Here is a 26,404-nt window from a genome sequence, read left to right on the forward strand (position 1 = left end):
CGGCCGGTTGGCAAGACGCGGCGATGGATGAAACCGCCTCGCACGATGAGCGGATGAGCCAGCCGACGGGGCAGAAAAAACCATCGCGCTGGGATGTGAAGCCGGCCGGTTGGCAAGACGCGGCGATGGATGAAACCGCCTCGCACGATGAGCGGATGAGCCAGCCGACAGGGCAGAAAAAACCATCACGCTGGGATGTGAAGCCGGCCGGTTGGCAAGACGCGGCGATGGATGAAACCGCCTCGCACGATGAGCGGATGAGCCAGCCGACAGGGCAGAAAAAACCATCGCGCTGGGATGTAAAGCCAGCCGATTGGCAAGACGCGCCGATGGACGAAACCGCTTCGTACGATGAGCGGATGAGCCAGCCGACAGGGCAGAAAAAACCGTCGCGCTGGGATGTAAAGCCAGCCGATTGGCAAGACGCGGCGATGGACGAAACCGCATCGCACGATGAGCGGTTGAGCCAGCCGACGGGGCGGACATCGCGATTAGGGATGAAGTCATCCACGCTCGGTTTGGATACGCAAGATAAGCTGACTCCGGAAGGGGATTGGAGACAGCGAGTGGACGTGGCGGCAGGAACACCAACGGATGTTGGCGTACGAAGAGAAAAACGGCGGCGCAAGAGGTCTCAGTCGGTCCCAATAAATTTGCCAAGTGAGCCTTCGTCAAGGGAGGCAGACCGTTTGGTGAAAAGGAAGCGACCGGCGAATGAACTGCTATCAGTCATAGACTCACAAAATGTCAATGTAAAGACCAGTGGCCCGCAGAAGGACGCAGCTAATCAAATCGACGTAGAGGGATTGCACCCATCGCATACGGGAAAGGATCATGCCGACGACAGCCATGCGTCGTTATCTAGCATGCAAGGAGCTAACCGGGTACGCCAGCGGTCTCGGTCGCTACCAGCGCTCGGGTTGGAACAACACGGTTTGCAAGCTGATACGCCGCTGTTCGTTCCTGTGCACATGTCTGACGACGGGAATCCGGATGGCGTGCAACAGATAGGAACGCACGAATTGGCCTGGCATCAATCGCCGTTTACCAATGTGCCGCCGATCACTGTCTCCGGCATAGAGGTTAACGTCGTAGATAACAAGGTTGCTGTGTTGCATGACGCGAGTGGCAATACGCACACTCCAATCCTCGGAACTAATCATTCCGCCCTTGAGAAGGGAAGCAAAGAACAAGGGACGTTGGCCTCGTATGAGGAGCCTATGCCACCGTATATTGTGGACAAGGATGACGATGGATGGCAAAGCGGCCTATCCTCGTCAAGGGAGATGAAGCCATCCACGCTTGGTTCGGATACGCAAGGTAAGCTGACTCCGGAAGGGGATTGGAGACAGCGAGTGGACGTGGCGGCAGGAACACCAACGGATGTTGGCGTACGAAGAGAAAAACGGCGACGCAAGAGGTCTCAGTCGGTCCCCATAAATTTGCCAAGTGAGCCTTCGTCAAGGGAGGCAGGCCGTTTGGTGAAAAGGAAGCGACCGGCGAATGAACTGCTATCAGTCATAGACTCACAAAATGTCAATGTAAAGACCAGTGGCCCGCAGAAGGACGCAGCTAATCAAATCGACGTAGAAGGATTGCACCCATCGCATACGGGAAAGGATCATGCCGACGACAGCCATGCGCCGTTATCTAGCATGCAAGGAGCTAACCGGGTACGCCAGCGGTCTCGGTCGCTACCAGCGCTCGGGTTGGAACAACACGGTTTGCAAGCTGATACGCCGCTGTTCGTTCCTGTGCACATGTCTGACGACGGGAATCCGGATGGCGTGCAACAGATAGGAACGCATGAATTGGCCTGGCATCAATCGCCGTTTACCAATGTGCCGCCGATCACTGTCTCCGGCATAGAGGTTAACGTCGTAGATAACAAGGTTGCTGTGTTGCATGACGCGAGTGGCAATACGCACACTCCAATCCTCGGAACTAATCATTCCGCCCTTGAGAAGGGAAGCAAAGAACAAGGGACGCTGGCCTCGTATGATGAGCCTGTGCCACCGTATATTGTGGACAAGGATGAGGATGAATGGCAAAGTAGCCCAGCCCTATCAGGGGGGAGGGATGTTGGGCAGGCGAGTGAATCGCCGGTTCACCAGGAGCGGCCAGCTGGCCAAGATGTGATCGCCACGATGCCGGCGGAACACCCGGCCTTGCCTCGAAGCAGCGCGTCAACGATGAGCGATGCCGGTGCCAATCCGGAGGGATCGGATGGTACGCATGTTTTGGCTATCTCCAGAAATGCCGATAACTTGGATGGGGATGTCGGTGCAGATTCGGTTTCTGTCAGTCAAGCCGCTGTAATGGCGAAGACGGATAATGAAAAGCAGTCTCAAGTAGGCGAGAACATCCCTGAACCGGTCGCCCGCAATTCCTCAAGTGTTTCCAATAGCGTGCAGGCCGATCAACATCCAAACTCTGAGCCGACGAAAATGACGTCCTTGACACGGCCCAGCCCAAGTACGGCAGCCGCTACGTCCCGTGACGCTGTCCCCGAACAAGACCTGGCCCAGACCCCGAAGGCCAGTTCGCCCGCCGTCGTACAGCAGATGAGGGTTGAACCGGCGAGTGAACTGCCGGTTCAACAGGCGCAGCCAACCGAGCATGATGCGAGTGCCACAACGTCGGCACACTCGGCCTCGCGCCGAAGCAGCGCGTCAACAATGAGCGATGCCGGTGCCAGTATCGACAGTAAGCCAACACAGTCCGCTGACGAGACCCGCACTCAGCCCTTGGCCCAGACCTCGGAGGCCAGTTCGTCTCCTGCCTTGACAGCGGTTGACAAGATGCAAGGTGTTGCACCAGGCAACAGGGGCGGATCTGATTCGGCAGAGTTGCTGCAGCAGGCGCAGCCAGCCGGCCATGATGCGAGCGCCACAACGTCGGCACACTCGGCCTCGCGCCGAAGCAGCGCGTCAACGATAAGCGATGCTGGTGCCAGTATCGACAACAAGTCAACACAGCCCGCTGGCGAGACCCGCACTCAGCCCTTGGCCCAGACCTCGGAGGCCAGTTCGTCTCCTGCCTTGACAGCGGTTGACAAGATGCAAGACGTTGCACCGGGCAATAGGGGAAGATCCAAATCGGCAGTGTTGCTGCATCAGCAGCCCCAAGTGGCGAAGCGGTTGCGATCCAGTAGTGAAGACCGACGCAGATCGGACGGCCTGGATGCAGCAGGCTTGGAGGACAGTATATGGCAAAGCCGCCCATCCCCGTCAAGGGAGATGGAGGTTGGGCAGGTGCCGGCGGAACACCCGGCCTTGCCTCGAAGCCGCACGTCAACGATAAGCGATGCCGGTGCCAGTATCGACAGTAAGCCAACACAGTCCGCTGACGAGACCCGCACCCAGCTTCTGGCCCAAACCCCGGAGGCCAGTTTGTCCCCTGCCTTGACAGCGGCGGGCAAGATGCAAGACGTTGCACCGGGCAATAGGAGTGGATCTGACTCGGCAGAGTTGCTGCAGCAGGCGCAGCTAGCCGGCCAAGACGCGAGCGCCACAATGTCGGCACACTCGGCCTCGCGCCGAAGCCGCACGTCAACAATGAGCGATGCCGGTGCCAGTATCGACAGTAAGCCAACACAGTCCGTTGAAGAGACCCGCACTCAGCCCTTGGCCCAGACCTCGGAGGCCAGTTCGTCCCCTGCCTTGACAGCGGTTGACAAGATGCAAGGTGTTGCACCAGGCAACAGGGGCGGATCTGACTCGGCAGAGTTGCTGCAGCAGGCACAGCCAGCCGGCCATGATGCGAGCGCCACAACGTCGGCACGCCCGGCCTCGCGCCGAAGCAGCACGTCAACGATGAGCGATGCCGGTGCCAGTATCGACAGTGAGCCAACACAGTCCGCTGGCGAGACCCGCACTCAGCCCTTGGCCCAGACCTCGGAGGCCAGTTCGTCCCCTGCCTTGACAGCGGTTGACAAGGTGCAAGGTGTTGGACCGGGCAATAGGAGTGGATCTGACGGGGCAGAGTTGCTGCAGCAGGCGCAGCCAGCCGGCCAAGACGCGAGCGCCACAATGTTGGCACACTCGGCCTCACGCCGAAGCAGCACGTCAACAATGAGCGATGCCGGTGCCAGTCTGGAGGGATCGGATGGTACGCATGTTTTGGCTATCTCCAGAAATGCCGATAACTTGGACGGGGATGTCGGTGCAGATTCGGTTTCTGTCAGTCAAGCCGCTGTAATGGCGAAGACGGATAATGAAAAGCAGTCTCAAGTAGGCGAGAACATCCCTGAACCGGTCGCCCGCAATTCCTCAAGTGTTTCCAATAGTGTGCAGGCCGATCAACATCCAAACTCTGAGCCGACGAAAATGACGTCCTTGACACGGCCCAGCCCAAGTACGGCAGCCGCTACGTCACGTGACGCTGTCCCCGAACAAGATGTGCTTCATGGGTGGTTGCGCGAGGCGATCGCGGCAGAGTTGCCGTCGGTCATGACCGAGCAACTCGGTATGAGCGTCGACGAAACCCGCGTATCAGTCGGCACGCCTGGCCAAGAGCGCAAGATCACGCATGTCGCACGCGGCACGGAACCGACTGATGCAGTCAACAAAGCTCAGTTGGACGAAGCCGTTGCGCGTGTCGATCGCGACGCGTCAGCAGGCATTGCAGCGGCAATGGCGGTGGCGGGATTGCCACAACCGACGTTGCCTGGGAAGAGTCTGGCGGCGTTTGCGGGTGCAACATACCGCGGCCAGTATGGCGCTGCGCTTGGCATATCGCACGTCACACCGAATAATCGCTGGGTGTTCAAGCTCGCCGCAAACGCGAACGGTCGCGGTTATTTTGGAGCCGTTGCGTCAGGAGGATTCCAATGGTGATAGGTCTTCCTTAGCAGTTCGCGTTTTTGCAATGCGGCACTGACGTTGCAGAATCGGATGTAAGGCGACATTCGGTAGTTGTGCGTAAGCACTTCGTCATTCGGAACAGCATAAGCCAAGTGCGAATGCTTCAGCAGAGGCATTCGCACGTTTAAGCATGACTATGCAACGCACATTGCCGCGCATGGTTCGTCGACTAAAAATTTCTGACAAAATGAGCCACTAGGACTGCCAACCTGCATCGTGTTTAGTTAACCGCATCGTTACTTTGCTAGCGATGAGATCATGGCTAAACCGTTACTTAATGATGAACTGTGGTTGCTGATCCAACCGCTTCTGCCACCACCCATACCGTGCCGGGTGCGCTACGCCATTGAAAGCCGCTCGACAATCACGCCGTGTTGACCGGCATTCTATTCGTGCTGCGCACTGGCACTGCCTAGGAAATGCTTGCACAGGAAGCGGGGGACGGCTCGGGTATGAGCCGTTGGCGTCGGCTGCGCGATTGGCAGCAGGCAGGCATCTAGAATCAGCTGCATGAGGCGCTTCTGGCGACGCTTCGAGCCGCCGATCGTATCAACTGGCCGCCATGCATCGGAGTTGGCCGCCCGTTATCCATTGTCGATGGCCTCGCCGCCCGCGCGCAACGTCCTGAACAGCAGTCTCGCCAACGTGCAAAGCCTGCGCGCAAGCGAGACCGAGCCGCATCTGGAGATCCACTCGGTCGATGCGGTGGCACGAGGCATTGCAAACGGCATAATGGTGCATCTTCGGGGGCAATGCCGGTTGAGGAGACCATCTAAAGCGATTGTCCGAGAGCGCCGTTGCGGCTAGCATGCCATTTTTAGCACGATCATTCGAAATCAATCGGAGGAGGTGCCGCATGGAACGCATCTGGCTTAAATCGTATCCCGCCGGCGTGCCAGCGGATATCGATCCGTCGATCTATGCGTCGGTGACGCTGCTGCTCGAGGAGAGCTTTGGCCAATTTGCTGAGCGGCCAGCGTTTGCCTGCATGGGGCAGGTGTTGACCTACGGGGAATTGGATCGGCTGTCTCGAGCATTGGCCGCCTATTTGCAACGCAAGGGTTTGGCCAAGGGCGCCCGCGTCGCAGTGATGATGCCGAACGTGTTGCAGTATCCTGTTGCAATCGCGGCCGTGTTGCGGGCCGGATATGTGATGGTCAACGTCAACCCACTCTACACGCCGCGCGAGCTAGAACACCAGCTGCGTGACAGTGGCGCACAGGCAATCATCCTCCTCGAGAATTTTGCGACGACGCTGCAGGCGGCCTTGCCCAACACCGATGTCAAGCACGTTATTGTGGCCGCGGTGGGCGATCTGATGGGCGTGAAGGGCTGCGTGATCAATTGGGTCGTGCGGCATGTGAAAAAGATGGTGCCGGCCTGGTCGCTGCCGGGATCAGTGCGCTTCAACGAGGCGCTCGCGCAGGGCAAGCGAGGCACGTTTCGCCCCGTGCAGCAAGGACCGGATGATGTCGCCTTTCTGCAATATACCGGAGGCACGACGGGTATCGCGAAGGGGGCGACGCTGCTGCATCGGAACATCGTGGCGAACGTACTGCAATCGGAAGTTTGGCTCAATCCGGCGCGCAGCGCGCATGCAGAACTCACGCAATTTACTACAGTGATCGCGCTTCCACTGTATCACGTCTATGCGTTGACTGTCTGCGCACTGCTGACGGTGCGTACCGGCGGGCTCGGTGTATTGATTCCAAACCCGCGCGATATTGCCGGTACGATCAAGCAGTTGAAAGGGTACGCGGTCAGTACGTTTCCCGCGGTCAATACGCTGTACAACGCGCTGCTCAATCATCCCGACTTCGGCAAGCTGGACTTTTCTAAACTGGTGGTGGCTAACGCGGGAGGGATGGCCGTTCAGGAGGCGGTGGCGAAGCGGTGGTACGACATGACCGGCGCGCCGATCGTCGAAGGCTATGGTTTATCCGAGACGTCACCTTGCGTGACGTGCAACCCGACGACCTCGACCGAGTATACGGGCACGATCGGTTTGCCGTTGCCATCTACCGAAGTGTCGATCCGTGACGACGAGGGCAACGAGTTGCCGCTGGGGCAGCCCGGCGAGATCTGCATTCGCGGCCCGCAGGTCATGGCCGGCTATTGGAACCGCCCGAATGAGACGGCTAACGTGATGACGGCGGATGGTTTCTTCAAGTCCGGCGACGTCGGCCTGATCGACGAACGTGGTTACGTGAAAATCGTCGACCGCAAGAAGGACATGATCCTGGTGTCGGGCTTCAATGTCTATCCGAACGAGGTCGAGGACGTGGTTGCGCAGATGCCGGGCGTCTATGAAGTTGCCGCGGTGGGCGTGGCGGACCCGCATTCCGGTGAGGCGGTGAAGCTGTTCATTGTGAAGAAAGACCCAGCGCTCACCGAGCAGGCTGTTATCGCGTTCTGTAGGGGGCGCCTGGCTGGCTATAAGCGTCCGAAAGCAGTCGAGTTCAGGGCTGAACTGCCGAAAACGAACGTCGGCAAGATTCTACGGCGCGAGCTGCGCGACGCGCCTCGACATTGAGCGTGCCCTGACATTAAGTTTGCTGGGACGGTGAGTTCTGAGTTCGCCGAGACGTTGAGCGTGCCCCAACGCTGAGCTAGCTGCGATGTCGAACCTGACGTGATATCAGCGTGGCAGCGCATTAAAAAAGGCGCCCGAAGGCGCCTTTAAAGGTTACAACCTTTTTAAAGCGTGTTATTAGAACTTGTGGCGGATGCCGACGCGAACCGTGGCTTGGTTGTTCGTCGTCGACGGCGACAGGCCCATGATGTTGGCGGTGGCTGCAACCACCGAATCTACGCCGCTCGACGAAGTCGACACCGTGTTGCCCGACGCGTGCTGGTAGACACCGATCAGGTACACGTCGGTACGCTTGGACAGGAAGTAGTCCGCGCCCAGCGCGCCTTGGTGGTACTTCGCGCCGGACTGGCCATTAATCGAGCTGCCCTTTGTGAAGTCATACGCTGCGCCGAGCACCAATGCCGGGGTCAATTGATACTTAAAGTTGATTTCGGCGTTGTTGAACGTCGCAGTGCTGCCGGCGAAAGCCGATGCGTACGTGCTGCCCAGATTGTAGAATTTCGTGTTCGAATACGTGATGCCGACCGTTGCCGGGCCGAACGTGTACGCGCCGCTCGCACCAATCACTTGATACGTGTGGGCCGAGCCGTAGCTGCCGTAGACCGACGAAGTCACGTTCGACACGCCAGCGTTGATCGTGCCCGACGTGCTGTTGCCGAAGAAGCTGACGTTCGGGTTACGCACGTTCAAGTAGCCGACGCCCAACACCAACGGGCCATTCATGTAGCCCGCGCCCAGCGAGAACGCTTGGTTGCGCGAGAAATCGCCAGCCACGCCGCCCAGGCTGTACAAGCCGCCGAAGGTTAAGCCTGCGAAGTTCGGGCTCGTGTACTTAATCGAGTTGTTGGTGCGATAGGTGTTGTTGAAGTTATCCAAGTCGCCCGGGTGAGCGGCGAGGTAGCCACCCCATTGGTCACCGGCTTCCAGCGGACCGACGTAGTCGACCACGGAGTCGTATTGACGACCTAGCGTGACCGTACCAAAGCTGCTCGACGACAGACCGACAAACGCTTGACGGCCGAATTCGAGGCCGCCTTGGCCGAATTTGCCGGTGTTGACGTCAAAGCCGTTTTCCAACGTGAAGATCGCTTTCAAGCCACCGCCTAGGTCTTCGGTGCCACGCAGGCCCCACCGGCTGCCTTGCATCACGCCGCTGGACAGGTTCCACAGCGTGTGGCCGCCGCTGTTGCTCGTGTAATTCAGGCCTTCGTCAATGATACCGTACAGAGTCACGCTACTTTGCGCATGGGCAACACCTGAGAAAGCGCCGAATGCCGCGAGAGCGAGAAGCGACTTTTTCATCGAAATGATCTCCAGAGATTGTCTGACTTATAGGCAAGGTCAGTGTGATAACTTCCTTGCTTTGCAACTTCGCGAGAAGCTGGACCTCAATGTAGCAAAAGGGTCCGTATCGACCAAGGAAAAGCCCAGTTTTGTCCGGGTTTCGGGTGTGCTGTGTCACTTTTACGCAACAGCCGGTCAGTAGCCATCCCGAATCAGCCATGCCCGTGGAAAATTTCCTCAACGTCAACAACTTGTGGGCATTGGCGCGATGGCGGAATCCACTAAGGCCGTTCGGTGCCATTTGCTGCGCAGCGGTTGCCGGGCGTCGGCGGGTTGCCATGCGCCGGCGCATGCAACGAGGACCCGGTGTCGTGCCCAGTGGTAGTGACGTATGGATGAAGGAGTATTGAAATGCTGCTCGACGAGTTGATTGGGGAGTTGGATCGTGGCTTGCGCTCCATCACAGGGGTGACCCGAATGAGCCGACCGGTGCCGCGCTCCGACGTGGTGGCCGACGACAGTCAGATGACAGTGGCTGAGCAAAGTCATGCGGCGGCGCTGATGCGGGTGAATCATGTGGGAGAGGTGTGCGCGCAGGCGCTTTATCAGGCGCAGAAGCTGGCGACCCGCTCCGAGCGGCTGAAGCAAGCGTTCGAGCGGGCTGCGCGCGAGGAGGAGGACCATCTGGCGTGGACCGCGCATCGGTTGGGCGAACTGAACTCGCGGCCGAGCTTGCTCAATCCGTTGTGGTACGCTGGCTCGCTTGCCATCGGCTTTGTCGCCGGCCGGTTTGGCGATCGCGTCAGCCTTGGCTTTATGGCTGAAACGGAGCGCCAGGTCGAGCAGCACCTGGATGGCCATCTGGACCGGCTGCCGGCGCTCGACCACGCGTCACGCGCAATTGTCATGCAGATGCGCACGGATGAGATTGCGCATGCGCGCGCCGCGTCGGATGCCGGCGGCGTGGAGTTGGCCGCCCCGGTGACCGCGCTGATGCGCGTGGCCGCGCGTGTGATGACCCGTACTGCGTACTATATCTAACGCCATCGCGTGCGCCGCCCGGATTCGCTGGGCATGGGGCCGGCCGCAGGCACTTGACTTCCCAACGCCGATCGCATCGAGATGGCCGGGGTGCCCGCGACGCCGATCGCGTTGACATCGCCGGGTGCCCGTGACGCCGGTCGTGTTGACATCGCCGGGTGCCCGCGACGCCGATCGTGTTGACATGTCCGATAGCCCACAACGTCGATCACGTCGGCGCCGGGGGCTACCGGGTCAACTCGCTTGATCCGGCGTGGCGCCGCTATCGTGCTGCAAAAATGACCTCTGTCGACCCACGCATCATGCGACGCAGCGAAAAAATTGCCGAACTCTCACGTATTACTTTTAAAAGTGCGGGCAATCCCTTCATTTTGTTAAAAAATTTCTATTGGGCCCCCGCTTTAACGGGGGGCGCTAAGTCTTTGTTCTATCAAATAAATTCGCGTGCATAACCACAGTTGCGCCCTTGACCCCTGTCAGGCGTTCCTCTAAAGTGGGGGTCAGTGTGAAAAAGTGTACTTTTGTGTGCTATCCGCACGGCTGGGGTAATGAAATGGGTTCAGGTGGCATGCGCGGCGCATGCCGATGACAGGGGGATGGGACGTGTTTCAGGGGGCGTCGGCGCTAACGCTCGATGCGAAGGGCCGGATGTCGGTGCCGTCGCGTTATCGGGAAGCGCTGCTAGGACAGGCGCAGGGCCGGGTAACGATCACCAAGCACCCGGATGGCTGCCTGTTGCTGTTTCCATGGCCCGAATGGGAAGCGTTCCGTAACAAGATTGCCGCGTTGCCGATGGATGCGCACTGGTGGCGACGGATTTTCCTCGGTAATGCGTCGGACGTTGATATGGATTCGGCGGGCCGGGTGCTCGTCTCGCCTGAGTTGCGCGTCGCCGTGAACTTAGAACGTGAAGTGATACTGCTCGGCATGGGCAGCCACTTCGAGTTGTGGGATGCGCAAACGTATGCCGCGAAGGAGCAAGCCGCGATGGCGCAAGGCATGCCCGACGCACTAAAGAACTTTACTTTCTGATTGCGGAGCATCGGATGGCATCCGCGATGGAAAAGCCGAGACAGCATCGCACGGTGCTGCTGGATGAAGCGGTCGATGCGCTGGTCACGCGCGCCGATGGAATTTATGTCGATGGCACATTCGGCCGGGGCGGTCACAGTCAAGCGGTGCTTGCGCGGCTTGCACCTGCCGCCCGGCTGATTGCGTTCGACAAAGACCCACAGGCGATCGAGGTGGCGCGCCGGATCGCCGATCCACGGCTGGATGTTGTGCATGGCAGCTTCGCGCAACTGCGCGACGTGCTGGCGACGCGCGGCGGCGCGCGCGTGTCGGGCGTATTGCTGGATCTGGGCGTGTCGTCGCCGCAAATCGACGATCCGGCGCGAGGCTTTAGCTTTCGCCACGATGGTCCCCTGGACATGCGCATGGATCCGACGCGCGGCGAGTCCGCCGCACAATGGCTCGCGCATGTGGGCGAGCGGGAATTGATAGAGGTGATACGGGATTATGGGGAAGAACGGTTTGCTGTTCAGATTGCAAAGGCGATTGTTGCTCGCCGGGCAGAGTCCGGGCGTCTCGGGCCCCTCGTGCGCACACGTGAGCTTGCCGAGATCGTGGCTCGCGCCGTCAAGACCCGCGAGAAGGGCCAGGACCCGGCCACTCGCACCTTTCAAGCTATACGGATTCACATCAATCAAGAGCTTGCGGAGCTGCCGGTAGTTCTTGAAACCGCATTGGAGTCGTTGGAGCAGGGAGGTCGGTTGGTGGTCATCAGCTTTCATTCGCTAGAGGACCGCATCGTTAAGCGATTCCTTCAATCGCACGCGCGCGCGCCGGCCGTGGACCGGCGCCTGCCGATTCGCGCGGCGGACTTACCCAGTCCGCCGTTGCGCATTCTTGGGCGTATCTTTGCTGGTGAAGCGGAAGTGGCGGCTAACCCGCGTGCCCGCTCCGCCGTGATGCGCATCGCCGAGCGGGTGTTGGCATGAGCCGGCTCAACATCTTCCTGCTCATCGTTGTGTTGGGCTGCGCACTGTCGGTCGTCAACGCGACGAACCGGCAGCGCGAAGTGTTCATCGATCTTCAGCGCGCCCAGTCGCAAGAGCATCAGCTGCAGTTGGACTATGCGCAGTTGCAATACCAGCAAAGCGCATTGTCGAAGACCTCGCGCATCGAGCGTATCGCCACCGCCGACCTGAAGATGCAGCCGGTGGTGCCGGGTCGTACCCAGTATCTGAGTGTCGATCCGGCGAGCGTGCCGGCCGATATGCCGCCGGCCAGCGACGCGAGGGCCGGCGCATCCAGTTCCGCGTCGTCGGGCACCATGACGAGAGCGACCCGATGAAGCGCTCGAGCCATCATCGTCGTCATGTACCGTTCTCGTCGAGCCCGGTACTGTCGGTGTGCTTGCCGATGTGGCGCTCCAAGCTCGTCGTGTTTCTGCTATTCGTCGCGTTCGTCGCACTGGCGGCGCGTGCATTCTGGATTCAGGGACCGAGCAACGCGTTTTATCAAAAGCAGGGCGAAAGCCGTTATCAGCGCACTATCGAGTTGTCGGCCACGCGTGGCAAGATCCTGGATCGCAACGGGCTGGTGTTGGCCACCAGCTTGCCGGTGCGCGCGATCTGGGCCATTCCCGAATCGGTGCCTGACGATCTGGGCGCTGGCAAGCTGACGGCGCTCTCAAAGCTGTTGTCGATGGATGAGAAGGGGTTGCGCACAAAGTTGTCGCAGGACAAAACGTTTGTCTACTTGAAGCGGCAAGTGCCGCTGGACGTCGCGCAGAAGGTGGCCGCACTGGACATCCCCGGCATCTACGCGCGGCCTGAATACAAGCGCTTTTATCCGGAAGGCGAGATCACCGCGCACATGATCGGCTTCACCAACGTCGAGGACGAGGGGCAGGAAGGCATCGAGCTCGCGGACCAGAAGGCGTTGGCCGGCGTGCCGGGCAGCCGCCGCGTGATCAAGGACCGGATCGGGCGCGTCGTCGAGGACGTCGATGAGTTGGTCAAGCCGCGCAATGGGCAGGACGTCGAGTTGTCGCTGGACAGCAAGATCCAGTACATCGCGTACGCTAACCTGAAGGCGGCGGTCGACCGGTTTAAGGCGAAGGCCGGCGCGGCGATCGTCATCGACGTGAAGACGGGCGAGGTGCTCGCGCTGGTTAACTATCCGACGTACAACCCGAATGACCGCTCGCACATGACCGGCGAGCAGTTACGCAACCGTGTGCTGACCGACGTGTTTGAGCCCGGCTCGATCATGAAGCCGTTTACCGTGTCGCTCGCGCTGGACCTGCACCGCGTATCGCCGACGACGCTGGTCGATACCGGCGTGGGCCGCTTTACATTGGATGGTGCGACGATCACGGACGACGCCGGCTTTGGCGTGTTGACCGTCGGCGGCGTCATCCAGAAGTCCAGCAACATCGGCGCGACAAAGATAGCGATGCAGTTGCGGCCCGAGGAAATGTGGAATATGTATACGAGCATCGGACTGGGCCAGGCGCCGAAGGTCGGCTTCCCCGGCGCGGCGGCTGGACGGTTGCGTCCTTGGAAGAGTTGGCGTCGCATCGAGCAGGCGACGATGTCATATGGCTACGGCTTGTCCGCGTCGCTATTCCAACTCGGCCGGGCCTATACCGCGATCGCGCATGACGGCCGCATCATTCCGCTCACGCTGATCAGGGGCAACAATGGCGACGCGCCGCAAGGCACGCAGGTGTTCTCGGCCACCACGGCGCGGCAGGTTCGTGCGATGCTGGAGACCGTCACGCAGCCGGGCGGCACATCGCCCGACGCGGCGGTGCCGGGCTACCGCGTGGGCGGCAAGAGCGGCACCGCATACAAGCACGTGGGACGCGGCTACGATCGCGGTAAGTATCGGGCGTCGTTCGTTGGTATGGCGCCGATGCCGAATCCGCGCATCGTGGTGGCGGTGTCGGTCGATGAGCCGACAGCTGGCAGTCACTTCGGCGGACAGGTCTCCGGTCCAGTCTTCTCGGCGATTGCCGGCGACACGCTGCGCTCGCTGAATGTGCCGCCCGACATGCCGGTCAAGCAGCTCGTGGTCAGCGACGACGCCAAGCCCATCATCAATGTGAGCGCGACGCAGAGGACCGTACGATGAGCCGCCCGCCACTGACGCGCGAACAAATCGAGCGCGCGCGGGCCGATGTGCTCGCGTGGTTGCGCGCCCGGCTTGCACCGTATGCGCAACTGCAGGCGGACAGCCGCGCGGTGCGCGCCGGCGACGCGTTCGTCTCGTATGCGGTGGACGGCGCAGACAGTCGTCCGTATATCGCCGATGCATTGCAGCGCGGCGCGGCGGCCGTGTTGGTCCAGGCCGGCGGCGGGACCCCGGGCGGCGGGCCGGTGCTCGAGGTTCATAAACTCGATCAGCTTGCAGGCCACATTGCCAGTGCGTGGTATGGCGAGCCGAGTCGTGACATGCTGATGGTCGGCATTACGGGCACCAATGGCAAGACCACCACCAGTCATTGGGTCGCGGGTGCGCTGAGCGGCAGTGGCACCCGTTGCGCGATCGTCGGCACGTTGGGCACCGGGCTGCCGGGGCAGCTTTCGCCCACCGGGTTCACGACCCCCGACGCGCCGCAGGTGCACCGCAGCCTTGCGGCGCTGCGTGCGCACGGCGCCAGTGCGGTATCGATGGAAGTGTCCTCGCACGCACTGCACCAGGGGCGCGTGAATGGCGTCGCGTTCGATATCGCGGTGTTCACTAACCTGACGCAGGACCATCTCGACTATCACAGGGACCTAGCGTCGTACGAAGCCGCCAAGGCGCGGCTGTTCGACTGGCCGGGCTTGCGCGCGGCGGTCATCAATCGCGACGACGAGGCCGGGCGCCGGCTGATCGGGCATTTGGCCACGCGGGTGCGCACGATCTCGTACGGCATCGCCTCGACCAGGCCGCGTGGCGACGCTTCGCTGCATGCGATGGCGATCCGTGCGACCGCCACCGGCACCGCCTTCACGGTGGTCTCCGACTGGGGGCACGCTGAACTCGAGGTGAGCACGCTCGGCACGTTCAATGTCGCCAATTTGCTCGCCGTCCTCGGCGTGCTACTGGCCGCCGACGTGCCATTCGATACGGCGCTGTCGCAGATCACGCGGCTGGAACCGGTCAACGGCCGGATGCAACAGCTCGGCGGGCGGCCGCAAATGGACGAGCCGCTGGTGGTCGTCGATTACGCACATACGCCGGACGCATTGGAAAAGACGCTCGACGCACTGCGGCCGATCGCCACGCAGCGGGGCGGCAAGCTCGTCTGCGTGTTCGGCTGTGGGGGCGATCGCGATGCGACTAAGCGGCCGCTGATGGGGGCGATGGCCGAGCGGCTTGCCGACAGCGTCATCGTGACGAGTGACAACCCGCGTGGCGAGCCGCCGCGGGTCATCATCGGCCAGATCGTCGGTGCGATGCGCGAGCCGGCACGCGTGCGCACCGTCGAGGATCGCGCCGGCGCGATCCTGCAGGCGGTGCGTGGCGCGGCCGCCGCCGACGTCGTGCTGATCGCCGGCAAGGGGCATGAGGCAACACAGGAAGTGATGGGCAAGAAGCGGCCGTTTTCAGATCAGGATCATGCACGCCTTGCGCTTGCGTCGCGCGCGACGCAACCTCGCGGAGAAGCCGAATGACGATGTTGACGCTGCGCGAGGCGGCTGCACTGATCGACGGCGCCACGGTATTGGGCGACGATACGGTGGGTTTCGATCAGGTCTCGACTGACAGTCGCAGTTGCGGGCCGGCAAGCTTGTTCGTCGCGCTCAAGGGCGAGCGTTTCGACGCACATGATTTCCTGCCGGAGCTTGCGCGGCGCGGCGTGGCCGCCGTATTGGTATCGCGCCGCCCTGGCGACTGGCGTGTGCCGGCGATCCGCGTGGCCGACACACGGTCCGCGCTCGGCGCGCTCGCGGCCGGCTGGCGTCGCAGGTTTGCGTTGCCGCTGGTCGCGGTGACCGGCAGCAACGGCAAGACCACGGTTAAGGAAATGATCGCGTCGATCTTTGCCGCCGCCGTCGGTCACGCACAGCGACTCTCGACGCAGGGCAATCTAAACAACGATATCGGCGTGCCGCTCACGTTGTTGCAGCTCGCGTCGCAGCATCGGCTCGCGGTCGTTGAGCTTGGTATAAACCATCCTGGTGAAACGCAACAGCTAGCCCGGATTGCCGGACCCACGATCGCGCTGGTCAACAATGCCCAGCGCGAGCATCAAGAATTCATGGCGACGGTTGAGGCCGTGGCGCTGGAGCATGCGAGCGTGATCCATGCGCTGCCACCGGATGGCACGGCGGTGTTCCCCGCCGACGATCCGTATGCCGGCATCTGGCAGGTGGCGGCCACCGACAATCCGATCGTGGACTTCGCGCTGCGCCGGCCCGGTGCCGATAGCGACGCGGTGGTTCAAGGCACGATCACGGACACCGGCGCATTGCGAATTGAGACTCGCGCCGGCGCGCTCGAGGTGTCGTTGCGCGCGCCTGGCGAGCACAATGCGCGCAATGCGCTCGCCGCCGCCGCGGCCGCGCTTGCCGCCGGCGTCGGACTGGACGCGATACGGCGTGGGCTCGAGGCCTTCGAGCCGGTCAATGGACGGCTGCAGACCAAGGTCGCGCAAGCGACGCCATGGGCCGGCGCGACGGTGATTGACGATACTTATAATGCCAATCCGGATTCGATGCGCGCGGCGATCGACGTATTGGCTATGCGTGAGGCGCCGCGCGTGCTGGTAATAGGCGACATGGGAGAAGTCGGCGACAACGGACCCGCGTATCATCGCGAAGTCGGCGCCTATGCGCGCGAATGCGGGCTCGATGCACTGTACGCACTCGGCGACGCGAGTCGCGATGCGTGCACCGCGTTCGGCCCGCACGCCCATCATTTCGATTCCGCTGAGGCACTCGTTTCCGCGCTGCTCTGCAAGGACGCCGTCGCATCGGAGCGCGCCGCCGGTGCGACGATCCTGGTCAAGGGCTCGCGTTTCATGCGCATGGAGCGCGTGGTCCAGGCTTTGACGCTTCCCCCTGCAACCGATGCGCCGGCCCGGACCGGCGTGCATTAAAAGGACCTCGAATGCTATTGGCGCTGGCGCAATGGCTGCAAAGCGATGCAAGCTATTTGCGCGTGATCAACTATCTGACGTTTCGCGCGGTGATGGCGACCATCACCGCGCTGTTGATCGGCCTGGTCTGTGGCCCCACGGTGATCCGCAAGCTCACCGCGCTGAAGATGGGTCAGGCCGTGCGCAAGGACGGACCGCAGACGCATTTGATCAAGTCTGGCACGCCGACAATGGGCGGCGTGCTGATCCTGATTGGCATTGCCGTGTCGACGCTGCTGTGGAGCGACCTAACCAATCGCTTCATTTGGATCGTGATGCTGGTCACGTTCGGCTTCGGCGTGATCGGTTGGGTCGACGATTATCGCAAGGTCGTCTACAAGGACCCGCGTGGCATGTCTTCGCGCGAAAAGTACTTCTGGCAATCGGTCATCGGGTTATTCGCCGCCGTGTATCTCGCGTTCTCGGTATCCGAGGCGAATAACGCGCGCGTGTTCGATCTGTTTATGGTGTGGGTGCGCAGCGGATTCTCAATCGGCTTGCCAGCGCGCGCCGATCTGGCCCTACCGTTCCTAAAAGCGATCAGCTATCCGCTCGGCGTCTGGGGGTTCATTGCGTTGACCTATTTCGTGATCGTCGGCTCGAGCAACGCGGTGAACCTGACCGACGGGCTGGACGGACTGGTGATCATGCCGGTCGTGCTGGTCGGGGCAGCGCTCGGCGTGTTCGCGTATGTGATGGGCAGCGCCGTCTATTCAAAGTACTTACTGTTTCCGCATATTCCTGGCGCGGGCGAGTTACTCATCTTTTGCTCGGCGATGGGCGGTGCGGGACTCGCATTCCTTTGGTACAACACGTACCCCGCGCAGGTATTCATGGGGGATGTCGGTGCGCTCGCGCTCGGTGGCGCGCTGGGCACGATCGCGGTGATTGTGCGGCAGGAAATCGTGCTGTTCATCATGGGCGGCGTGTTTGTCGCCGAAACCGTCTCGGTCATGTTGCAGGTCACGTGGTTCCGCTACACGAAGCGCCGCTATGGCGAGGGCCGGCGCATCTTCAAGATGGCGCCGTTGCATCACCATTTTGAGTTGTCCGGATGGAAGGAGACGCAGGTGGTGGTCCGCTTCTGGATCATCACGTTGATGCTGTGCCTGTTTGGTCTGTCCACGCTGAAATTACGGTAACCGGGAACTGAGGAAAAAAACGATGTTTGGTGGCAAGTTCGGAGAACGGCAACGCCCAACGACGCTCGTGCTGGGGCTCGGCGAATCGGGGCTGGCGATGGCGCGCTGGTGCGCGCGCCACGGTTGCCGCATGCGCGTGGCGGATACTCGCGCCGCGCCGCCGAACCTGTCGCAATTGGCAGCGCTGGGCATCGACGCCGAATTCGTCGGCGGTGCGTTCAGTCCCGCGCTGCTCGATGGCGGTATCGAGTTGGTGGCCATCAGTCCCGGTTTGTCGCCGCATCGTGCGGACCTGGCTGCGTTGATCGGCGCGGCCCGCGAGCGTGGCATTGACGTGTGGGGCGAACTCGAATTCTTTGCGCAGGCGTTGCGCGCGCTGGCCAACGATGGCTACCAGCCCAAGGTGCTGGCGATCACCGGCACGAACGGCAAGACGACGACCACGGCGCTAACCGGGCTGCTGTGCGAGCGGGCCGGCAAGCGCGTTGCGGTGGCCGGCAACATCAGTCCGGCCATGCTGGACAAGCTGGCCGAGGCCATCGACGCGGCGAAGCTACCTGACGTCTGGGTACTGGAGCTGTCCAGCTTCCAACTCGAGACATCGCACACGTTCGAACCCGATGCGGCGGTCATCCTTAACATCACGCAGGACCATCTGGACTGGCATGGTGGACTGGACGCCTACGCTGCCGCAAAGGGGCGAATCTTCGGGCTGCGCACGCTGCGCGTATTGAACCGCGACGATGCGCGCGTGATGGCATTCGTGCCGGCCGGTGGTGCCAGTGTGCCGTATTGGACCTTTGGACTCAACGTGCCGCAGAACGATGGCGACTACGGTATCCAACGCGATGGAGGCATCGCATGGCTCGTTCAGGCATACGAGCGCAACGACGCATCCGAACAACGCGCGACGAATCGCCGCCGCAAGAGCGGCGGGCCCGTGCCCGATATCGCAGTCAAGCGGCTCATGCCTGCCGATGCCTTGCGCATTCGCGGCTTGCATAACGCGGCGAATGCAATGGCTGCGCTTGCTTTGGCCCAGTCGATCGGTTTGCCGCTCGCCGCGTTGCTGCACGGCTTGCGCGAGTACCGCGGCGAGCCGCATCGCGTCGAGTGGATTGGATCGATCGACGGAGTCGACTACGTCGATGACAGCAAGGGTACCAACGTCGGGGCGACCGTGGCCGCGCTCGACGGCCTCGCGCAGCGGATCGTATTGATCGCGGGCGGTGACGGCAAGGGCCAGGATTTTGCTCCGCTCGCGGCGCCGGTGGCGCGCTGGTGCCGGGCTGTGATGCTGATTGGCCGCGACGCGCCTGCGCTGCGCGCGGCACTGGCTGATACGGGTGTTGAACTGGCTCTGCATCCGAGCCTGCAGGCGGCAACGCGTGCTGCGGCAGCCGTCGCCCAGCCCGGGGATGGGGTGCTGCTGTCTCCTGCCTGCGCGAGCCTGGACATGTTCTCCGGCTATGCGCAGCGCGCGCAGGTGTTCCGCAGCGAGGTCGAGGACATCGCGGCCGACAAAGGAGGGATGCTATGAGCCGGGTGCAGCGGATCGCAGCAAGGCTCGTTGGGCGCCGCTACGCCGTGCCTAGCGACGGGGTCGGCGCTGCCAGCGCGGCCACCCCGTCAAGCGGCGTGGGGCTGGCCAGCGCGGTCAGCGGCATTCGCCCGTTGCGCTCGCGCATGCGCGACCATGACCACTCGCTGCTTTGGGTGACGATCGCGCTGTTGTCGCTCGGACTCGTGATGGTGTATTCGGCGTCGATCGCGTTGCCCGACTCGCCCAAGTACTCGACCTATACACCATACCATTTCCTCGTGCGGCACGTGGCATCGGTCGTGACCGGGGCGCTTGGCGCGCTGGTGGCGTTCCGCATTCCGGTCAAGACCTGGGACAAGTACGCGCCGCGGCTCTTCCTTGTCGCGTTGGTGTTGTTGGTGGTCGTGCTGATACCTTACCTGGGCAAGGGCGTGAACGGCGCGCGCCGGTGGATCCCACTGGGCATCACGAACATACAGCCGTCGGAAATCATGAAGCTGGCGGTGACAATCTACGCGGCCAACTATACGGTCCGCAAACAGGAGTACATGCACCAGTTCGCGAAGGGCTTCCTGCCGATGGCGATCGCAGTCGGCGTGGTTGGCGCGCTGCTGCTGCTGGAGCCGGACATGGGCGCGTTCATGGTGATCTCGGCGATCGCGATGGGCGTGTTGTTCCTGGGCGGCGTGAGCGGGCGGCTGTTTGGCGGCCTGGCGCTGACCGCCATTGGCACGTTCGGCATGTTGGTCTGGGCCTCGCCGTGGCGTCGCGAGCGCATCTTTGCGTACCTGAATCCGTGGGACGACCGCTATGCGCAAGGCAAGGCGTACCAGCTCACCCATTCGCTGATCGCATTCGGACGCGGCGAGTGGTTCGGGGTCGGCCTGGGCGGCAGCGTCGAGAAGCTCAACTATTTGCCTGAAGCGCACACCGACTTCATTCTCGCGGTGATTGGCGAGGAGCTTGGCTTTGTCGGCGTGGTCGTCGTGATCCTGCTGTTTTATTGGATCGTGCGGCGCGCGTTCGAAATCGGTCGCCAGGCGCTCGCACTGGATCGCACGTTCGCCGGATTGGTCGCGAAAGGCATTGGCCTGTGGGTCGGCGCGCAGACGTTCATCAACATGGGGGTGAACCTCGGCCTGCTGCCGACCAAGGGGTTAACGCTGCCGCTAGTTAGCTATGGCGGCTCCGGCATCCTGCTCAACTGCGTGGCGCTGGCGCTGCTGATGCGCGTCGATTACGAGAACCGGGTGCTGATGCGCGGAGGCAAGATATGAGCGCACGCACGTTGCTCGTGATGGCGGGCGGCACCGGCGGCCATGTATTTCCCGGACTGGCGGTCGCGCAGCGGATGCAGGCGCAGGGCTGGCGGGTCGTATGGCTTGGCAATCCGAGCGCAATGGAGGCGACACTGGTGCCCAAGTACGGCATTGCGGTCGAGTTCGTGCGCTTTGGCGGCGTACGCGGCAAGGGCATGGCCACGAAGCTGTGCTTGCCGCTGAACCTGCTGCGCGCGTGCTTGCAAAGTCGCGCAGTGCTTGGCCGCGTGCGGCCCGATGTCGTGCTTGGCATGGGAGGCTACATCACGTTTCCGGCCGGCGTGATGGCCGTGCTCACGCGCATTCCACTGGTGCTGCACGAGCAAAATTCGATTGCGGGTCTGGCCAACAAACTATTGGCCCGGCTCGCGCGCCGCGTGCTGGTCGCCTTTCCTAACACGCTGCCCGGCGCGCAATGGACCGGTAACCCGATCCGTGCGGAACTGGCTGCGGTGGCCCCGCCCGAGGCGCGGTACGCGGCGCGCACCGGCCCGTTGCGCGTGCTGGTGATCGGCGGCAGCCTCGGCGCCGCGGCGCTCAACAAAACGGTGCCGTGCGCGTTGGCGTTGCTCGATCCGGCGCGGCGCCCACACATCGTGCACCAGGCCGGCGCCAAGCATATCGAAGCGTTGCGTGCGCATTACGCGGACGCGGGGCTGGCGCTGGGCGGCGGCATCGAGCTGGTTCCGTTCATCGACGACATGGCGCACGCCTATGCTGAGGCCGACCTCGTGATTTGTCGCTCCGGCGCGATGACGGTATCGGAAATCGCCGCTGTGGGCGTGGCGGCGTTGTTCGTGCCGTTCCCGTTTGCCGTCGACGACCATCAGACGACCAACGCGGCATTTCTCGTCGCGCATCACGCGGCGAGCATCATGCAACAAAATGAGTTGTCCGCGGAGAAACTCGCGGACTGGATTGGCGGTCAGACGCGCGCATCGCTCGCACGAGTCGCGGCCCGCGCGCGCGAACTGGCCAAGCCCGATGCCGCCGAGCGCGTCGCACAGGTGTGCGCGTCGCTCGTCACGCGCGATGTGGCATCCGCATCGCACGATGCGCGGCACGGTGCGCAAGGAAAGCAATGAAACACATCGTCAAGCATATTCATTTTATCGGGATCGGCGGTGCCGGAATGAGCGGTATCGCTGAAGTGCTCGTCAACCTGGGCTACCAAGTCAGCGGTTCGGATCTGAACCGCTCAGCTGTCACCGACCGGTTGAGCGGGCTCGGCGCCCACATCACGTTCGGTCATGATGCGCGGCATATCGACGGCGCGGACGCGGTCGTCATCTCCACGGCGGTGCGCACCGACAACCCCGAGGTGCTCGAAGCACGCCGCAGGCATATTCCGATCGTGCCGCGCGCCGTCATGCTCGCGGAGTTGATGCGACTCAAGCAAGGCATCGCGATTGCCGGCACGCATGGCAAGACCACGACGACCAGTCTCGTGGCCAGCGTGCTGGCGGCCGGCGGACTGGATCCGACCTTCGTGATCGGCGGGCGGCTGATCAGCGCGGGCGCGAATGCACGGCTGGGCACGGGCGATTTCATCGTGGCCGAGGCCGACGAGTCGGATGCATCGTTCCTCAACCTGTTCCCGGTGATCGAAGTCATCACGAACATCGATGCCGACCACCTGGATACGTATGGCCATGACTTCGCCCGGCTCAAGCAGGCGTTCATCGAATTCACGCACCGGCTGCCATTCTATGGCATCGCGGTGCTGTGCGCGGACGACCCGAACGTGCGCGAGATTTTGCCGTTCGTGTCCAAGCCGATCATCCGCTATGGGTTCGCGCAGGAAGCCGATGTGCGCGCGACCGATGTATGCGCTAGGGACGGACGGATGCATTTCACCGTCCATCGCGCCGACGCGGCGCCGCTGGACATCGTGCTGAACCTGCCCGGCACGCACAACGTGCAGAACGCGCTCGCGGCCATCGCGATCGCCACTGAACTGGAGGTGGCCGATGCCGATATCCAGTCGGCGCTCGCCGAATTCAACGGCGTGAGCCGGCGCTTCCAGCGTTATGGCGAAGTGCCGCTCACGCGCGGCGGCGCATACTTGCTGATCGACGACTATGGCCACCATCCGGTCGAGATGGCCGCGACGATCGCCGCGGCGCGCGGCGCATTTCCGAATCGGCGGCTGGTCCTCGTGTTCCAGCCGCACCGCTACACGCGCACACGCGATTGTTTCGAGGACTTTGTTAAGGTGCTCTCGACGGTGGACGCGCTGGTGCTGACCGAGGTCTATGCGGCCGGCGAGGCGCCGATCGTGGCTGCGGACGGCCGCGCGCTGGCGCGGGCCATCCGCGTGGCCGGCCGGGTCGAACCGGTGTTTGTCGACACCCTCGACGAGATTCCGGACGCGCTGGCGGCGGTGGTCGCCGACGGCGACGTCGTGATGACGATGGGAGCGGGCTCGATCGGCGGCGTGCCGGCGCGGCTCACACAGGAGCAAAGGACGTGAAGATGCGCGCGATCGATCCAAAGGCGTTCGGCAAGGTGGCGGTGCTCTATGGTGGTGAGTCGTCCGAGCGCGACGTGTCGCTCGTGTCTGGCCCGCTGGTCTGCCAGGGGCTGCGCGACGCCGGCGTGGACGCGCACTTGTTCGATCCGGAGGAGCGGCCCTTGTCGGCGCTCAAGGATGAAGGGTTTGTGCGCGCGTTCATTGCGTTGCATGGTGGATATGGCGAAAACGGCCAGATCCAGGGCGCGCTTGATTTCTACGGAATCCGTTACACCGGCCCGGGCGTGCTCGGCTCGGCGCTGGGCATGGACAAGTTCCGCACGAAATTGATCTGGCAGCAACTCGGGATTCCGACGCCGCCGTTCGACACGGTACTGCGCGGCGAGGACTACGACACGCGGGCGCAGCAGATTGTCGCAAAACTCGGGTTGCCGTTGTTCGTCAAGCCGGCGACCGAAGGGTCGAGCGTCGCGGTGATCAAGGTCAAGGCGGCCGACAACCTGCCGCATGCACTGGCGCAGGCGGTGCGGCATGATCCGCTCGTGCTGGTGGAGAAGAGCATCGACGGTGGGGGAGAATACACCGCGTGCATCGCCGGCTCGCTGCAGTTGCCGCTGATCCGGATCGTGCCAACTGGCGAGTTCTACGATTACCATGCGAAATACGTCGCTGACGATACCCAGTACCGGATTCCGTGTGGACTGAGCGAGGCCGACGAGCAGCGGCTGACGGCGCTCGCGCGTCGCGCGTTCGAGACTCTCGCGTGCACCGACTGGGGACGTGCCGACTTCATGCTCGACAGCGATGGCAACCCGTATTTCCTGGAGGTTAACACCTCGCCCGGCATGACCGATCACTCATTGCCGCCGAAGGCGGCGCGTGCGATCGGCATCTCGTATAGCGAACTAGTCGTGAACGTGCTTGCGCTCACGCTGAAGGATTGACGCTCGGCTACCGACATGTGGAACAATCCGCGCCAGCTCAACATGATCACCAGCGCGCTGCACGCCGCGCTACTGGCGATCGTGCTCGCCGGTGCCGGCCTGTGGCTGCTGCAGCGGCCGGCCTTCGCGCTGCGCACGCTGCTGATCGAGGGCGATACCGAGCACATCAACCAGCCGGCGGTGCGCGCGAACGTACTGGACAAGCTATACGGCAATTTCTTTACGGTAGATCTGGACGGCACGCGTGCCGCGTTTGAGCAGATCCCGTGGGTGCGACACGCGAGCGTGCGCCGCGTGTGGCCGAATGCGCTGGCGGTCACGCTCGAGGAGTACAAGCCCCTGGGTACGTGGGGCAGTGATCAGTTCGTTAGCGTCGATGGCGAGGTCTTTACGGCCAACCAGGCCGAGGCCGATGCTGAGTTGCCGGTGTTCGCCGGCCCAATGGGTTCGGAGCGCGACGTCGTGGCCCGATACCACGATTTCCAGAAATGGTTCGAGCCGTTGGGTATGAAGCCGGAGGAGGTCACGTTGACGCCGCGCTATGCCTGGACCGTCAAGCTGACCAATGGCATGCGGGTGGAGATGGGGCGCGAACGCAACAAGGATACGCTGGCCAGCCGTGCGCGGCGGCTCGTGGTTGCTTGGCCGATGGTCACGCAGCGCTGGGGCAACGACATCGAATATGTGGATTTGCGGTACCCGAACGGGTTCGCGATCCGTGCTGCAGGAATGCGCTTCATTCCCGACGAGCCGAAGGCAAAGAAGCTGCGTCCATGACGCAATGAACGGATAACACTCGCAATTGAGCACGCTATGAGCAAAGACTACAAGGACCTGCTGGTTGCCCTTGACATCGGAACGTCGAAGGTGGTGGCCGTTGTCGCCGAGTTGAAGGGCGAGGGCCACTATGAAGTGATTGGGCTCGGGCAAAGCGACTCGAAGGGTCTGAAGAAGGGGGTGGTCGTTAATATCGAGGCGACGGTTCAGTCGATCCAGCGCGCGCTCGAGGAAGCCGAACTGATGGCCGACTGCAAGATTACCAACGTGTTTACCGGCATCGCCGGTAGCCACATCCGTAGCTTCAATTCGAGCGGTATGGTGGCGATCAAGGACAAGGAGGTCACGCAGGCGGACGTCGCGCGCGTGATTGAGACCGCGAAGGCGATCAATATTCCGACCGACCAGCAGGTGCTGCACATCCTGACGCAGGAATTCATCATCGACGGCCAGGAAGACGTGCGCGAGCCGATTGGCATGAGTGGCATCCGGCTGGAGGTGAAGGTGCACATCGTGACGGGCGCCGTCTCGGCCGCGCAGAACATCGTCAAATGCGTGCGCCGCTGCGGGCTGGAGGTCAACGATTTGATCCTGCAGCCGCTCGCGTCGAGCCTGGCCGTGCTGACCGAGGACGAGAAGGAGCTCGGTGTTGTGCTGGTCGATATCGGCGGCGGGACCACCGACATCGCGATCTTCAGTGAGGGCGCAATCCGCCATACCGCCGTGATTCCGATCGCGGGCGATCAGATCACCAGCGACATCGCGATGGCGCTGCGCACGCCGACGCCGGACGCGGAAGATATCAAGGTGACCTACGGGATCGCCAAGCAGGCGCTGGCCGATCCAGACGAGATGATCGAGGTGCCGGGGCTGGGCGAGCGCGGCCCGCGGGTGCTGTCTCGTCAGGCGCTGGCGGCGGTGATTGAGCCGCGCGTGGAGGAGCTGTTTTCGCTGGTCCAGCAAGTCGTGCGCGAGTCCGGCTACGAAGAGCTACTGAGCTCCGGCGTGGTGTTGACCGGTGGCGCGGCGATGATGGCCGGCATGGTTGAACTGGGCGAGGACATCTTCCTCAAACCGGTGCGTATCGGCGTGCCGGAATATGCCGGCGGACTGGCGGACGTGGTGCGCAACCCGCGGTATTCGACCGCGATGGGGCTGCTGGTGGAGGGACGTTCACAGCGCATGCGCGGGCGCAAGGTCGCCACGCAGTCCGGTTCCGCCACGCAGGTGTGGTCCCGGATGAAGGACTGGTTCTTAGGCAATTTTTGAAGTTGTTTCGCAACGC

At 62.4% G+C, this 26,404-nt stretch carries 19 protein-coding genes and 1 pseudogene; 19 read left to right on the forward strand and 1 reads right to left on the reverse strand.

Annotated elements, in window-relative coordinates; all coding sequences use genetic code 11:
* Window positions 1–431: 431 nt before the first annotated feature.
* From KQH60_RS01645 to KQH60_RS01660, 4 genes and pseudogenes are all read left to right on the forward strand, one after another.
* Window positions 432–4,838: a YadA-like family protein gene (locus KQH60_RS01645; RefSeq protein ID WP_237574868.1), complete on the forward strand. Its 4,407-nt coding sequence runs from the start codon at window positions 432–434 to the stop codon at window positions 4,836–4,838.
* 285 nt (window positions 4,839–5,123) lie between these two features.
* A pseudogene (locus KQH60_RS01650) lies at window positions 5,124–5,362 on the forward strand (transposase); the annotation flags it as partial.
* Between the two features lie 13 nt (window positions 5,363–5,375).
* Window positions 5,376–5,672: a hypothetical protein gene (locus KQH60_RS01655; protein WP_237575003.1), complete on the forward strand. Its 297-nt coding sequence runs from the start codon at window positions 5,376–5,378 to the stop codon at window positions 5,670–5,672.
* A 49-nt stretch (window positions 5,673–5,721) separates the two neighbouring features.
* Window positions 5,722–7,398 carry a long-chain fatty acid--CoA ligase gene (locus tag KQH60_RS01660; protein WP_237574869.1) on the forward strand — a complete coding sequence of 559 codons (1,677 nt, stop codon included), beginning with the start codon at window positions 5,722–5,724 and terminating at the stop codon, window positions 7,396–7,398.
* Window positions 7,399–7,575: 177 nt separating this feature from the next.
* On the opposite strand, the gene KQH60_RS01665 is transcribed toward KQH60_RS01660, so the two are convergent.
* Window positions 7,576–8,760 (reverse strand): porin, encoded by a 1,185-nt coding sequence (locus KQH60_RS01665; protein WP_237574870.1) that lies wholly within the window; start codon window positions 8,758–8,760, stop codon window positions 7,576–7,578.
* Window positions 8,761–9,153: 393 nt separating this feature from the next.
* On the opposite strand from KQH60_RS01665, the gene coq7 reads away from it, so the two are divergent.
* The 15 genes from coq7 to ftsA all read left to right on the forward strand — a co-directional run bounded on the left by coq7 (window position 9,154) and on the right by ftsA (window position 26,388).
* Window positions 9,154–9,783: a 2-polyprenyl-3-methyl-6-methoxy-1,4-benzoquinone monooxygenase gene (coq7, locus tag KQH60_RS01670; RefSeq protein WP_237574871.1), complete on the forward strand. Its 630-nt coding sequence runs from the start codon at window positions 9,154–9,156 to the stop codon at window positions 9,781–9,783.
* A 603-nt stretch (window positions 9,784–10,386) separates the two neighbouring features.
* Entirely contained in the window at window positions 10,387–10,815 is a 429-nt protein-coding gene (gene mraZ / locus KQH60_RS01675; protein WP_237574989.1) for a division/cell wall cluster transcriptional repressor MraZ, read from the forward strand.
* Between the two features lie 26 nt (window positions 10,816–10,841).
* Window positions 10,842–11,783 carry a 16S rRNA (cytosine(1402)-N(4))-methyltransferase RsmH gene (rsmH, locus tag KQH60_RS01680; RefSeq protein ID WP_237574872.1) on the forward strand — a complete coding sequence of 314 codons (942 nt, stop codon included), beginning with the start codon at window positions 10,842–10,844 and terminating at the stop codon, window positions 11,781–11,783.
* The gene (gene ftsL, locus KQH60_RS01685; protein WP_237574873.1) at window positions 11,780–12,139 is read left to right on the forward strand and encodes a cell division protein FtsL; all 360 of its coding nucleotides are present in this window, start codon (window positions 11,780–11,782) and stop codon (window positions 12,137–12,139) included. Before rsmH ends, ftsL begins: the two co-directional genes overlap by 4 nt.
* The gene (locus KQH60_RS01690) at window positions 12,136–13,926 is read left to right on the forward strand and encodes a penicillin-binding protein 2 (RefSeq protein ID WP_237574874.1); all 1,791 of its coding nucleotides are present in this window, start codon (window positions 12,136–12,138) and stop codon (window positions 13,924–13,926) included. Before ftsL ends, KQH60_RS01690 begins: the two co-directional genes overlap by 4 nt.
* Window positions 13,923–15,455 (forward strand): UDP-N-acetylmuramoyl-L-alanyl-D-glutamate--2,6-diaminopimelate ligase, encoded by a 1,533-nt coding sequence (locus KQH60_RS01695; RefSeq protein ID WP_237574875.1) that lies wholly within the window; start codon window positions 13,923–13,925, stop codon window positions 15,453–15,455. The genes KQH60_RS01690 and KQH60_RS01695 overlap by 4 nt, the downstream gene beginning before the upstream one ends.
* Window positions 15,452–16,882: a UDP-N-acetylmuramoyl-tripeptide--D-alanyl-D-alanine ligase gene (gene murF / locus KQH60_RS01700; RefSeq protein ID WP_237574876.1), complete on the forward strand. Its 1,431-nt coding sequence runs from the start codon at window positions 15,452–15,454 to the stop codon at window positions 16,880–16,882. Before KQH60_RS01695 ends, murF begins: the two co-directional genes overlap by 4 nt.
* An 11-nt stretch (window positions 16,883–16,893) precedes the next feature.
* Window positions 16,894–18,063 carry a phospho-N-acetylmuramoyl-pentapeptide-transferase gene (gene mraY / locus KQH60_RS01705; RefSeq protein WP_237574877.1) on the forward strand — a complete coding sequence of 390 codons (1,170 nt, stop codon included), beginning with the start codon at window positions 16,894–16,896 and terminating at the stop codon, window positions 18,061–18,063.
* A 22-nt stretch (window positions 18,064–18,085) separates the two neighbouring features.
* Window positions 18,086–19,603, forward strand: coding sequence for a UDP-N-acetylmuramoyl-L-alanine--D-glutamate ligase (murD, locus tag KQH60_RS01710; RefSeq protein WP_237574878.1), 1,518 nt, complete (start codon window positions 18,086–18,088; stop codon window positions 19,601–19,603).
* Window positions 19,600–20,883: a putative lipid II flippase FtsW gene (gene ftsW, locus KQH60_RS01715; RefSeq protein WP_237574879.1), complete on the forward strand. Its 1,284-nt coding sequence runs from the start codon at window positions 19,600–19,602 to the stop codon at window positions 20,881–20,883. Before murD ends, ftsW begins: the two co-directional genes overlap by 4 nt.
* Window positions 20,880–22,010, forward strand: coding sequence for an undecaprenyldiphospho-muramoylpentapeptide beta-N-acetylglucosaminyltransferase (gene murG / locus KQH60_RS01720; protein WP_237574880.1), 1,131 nt, complete (start codon window positions 20,880–20,882; stop codon window positions 22,008–22,010). The genes ftsW and murG overlap by 4 nt, the downstream gene beginning before the upstream one ends.
* On the forward strand, window positions 22,007–23,398 hold the full coding sequence (murC, locus tag KQH60_RS01725; protein WP_237574881.1) for a UDP-N-acetylmuramate--L-alanine ligase: 1,392 nt from the start codon (window positions 22,007–22,009) through the stop codon (window positions 23,396–23,398). Before murG ends, murC begins: the two co-directional genes overlap by 4 nt.
* Window positions 23,399–23,400: 2 nt before the next feature.
* Entirely contained in the window at window positions 23,401–24,342 is a 942-nt protein-coding gene (locus KQH60_RS01730) for a D-alanine--D-alanine ligase (RefSeq protein ID WP_237574990.1), read from the forward strand.
* A 15-nt stretch (window positions 24,343–24,357) separates the two neighbouring features.
* Window positions 24,358–25,119, forward strand: a complete 762-nt coding sequence (locus tag KQH60_RS01735) for a cell division protein FtsQ/DivIB (protein ID WP_237574882.1) — start codon at window positions 24,358–24,360, stop codon at window positions 25,117–25,119.
* 36 nt (window positions 25,120–25,155) lie between these two features.
* Window positions 25,156–26,388, forward strand: coding sequence for a cell division protein FtsA (ftsA, locus tag KQH60_RS01740; RefSeq protein WP_237574883.1), 1,233 nt, complete (start codon window positions 25,156–25,158; stop codon window positions 26,386–26,388).
* Window positions 26,389–26,404 lie beyond the last annotated feature (16 nt).

It is taken from the genome of Mycetohabitans sp. B8 (assembly GCF_021991875.1).
GTDB lineage: Bacteria > Pseudomonadota > Gammaproteobacteria > Burkholderiales > Burkholderiaceae > Mycetohabitans.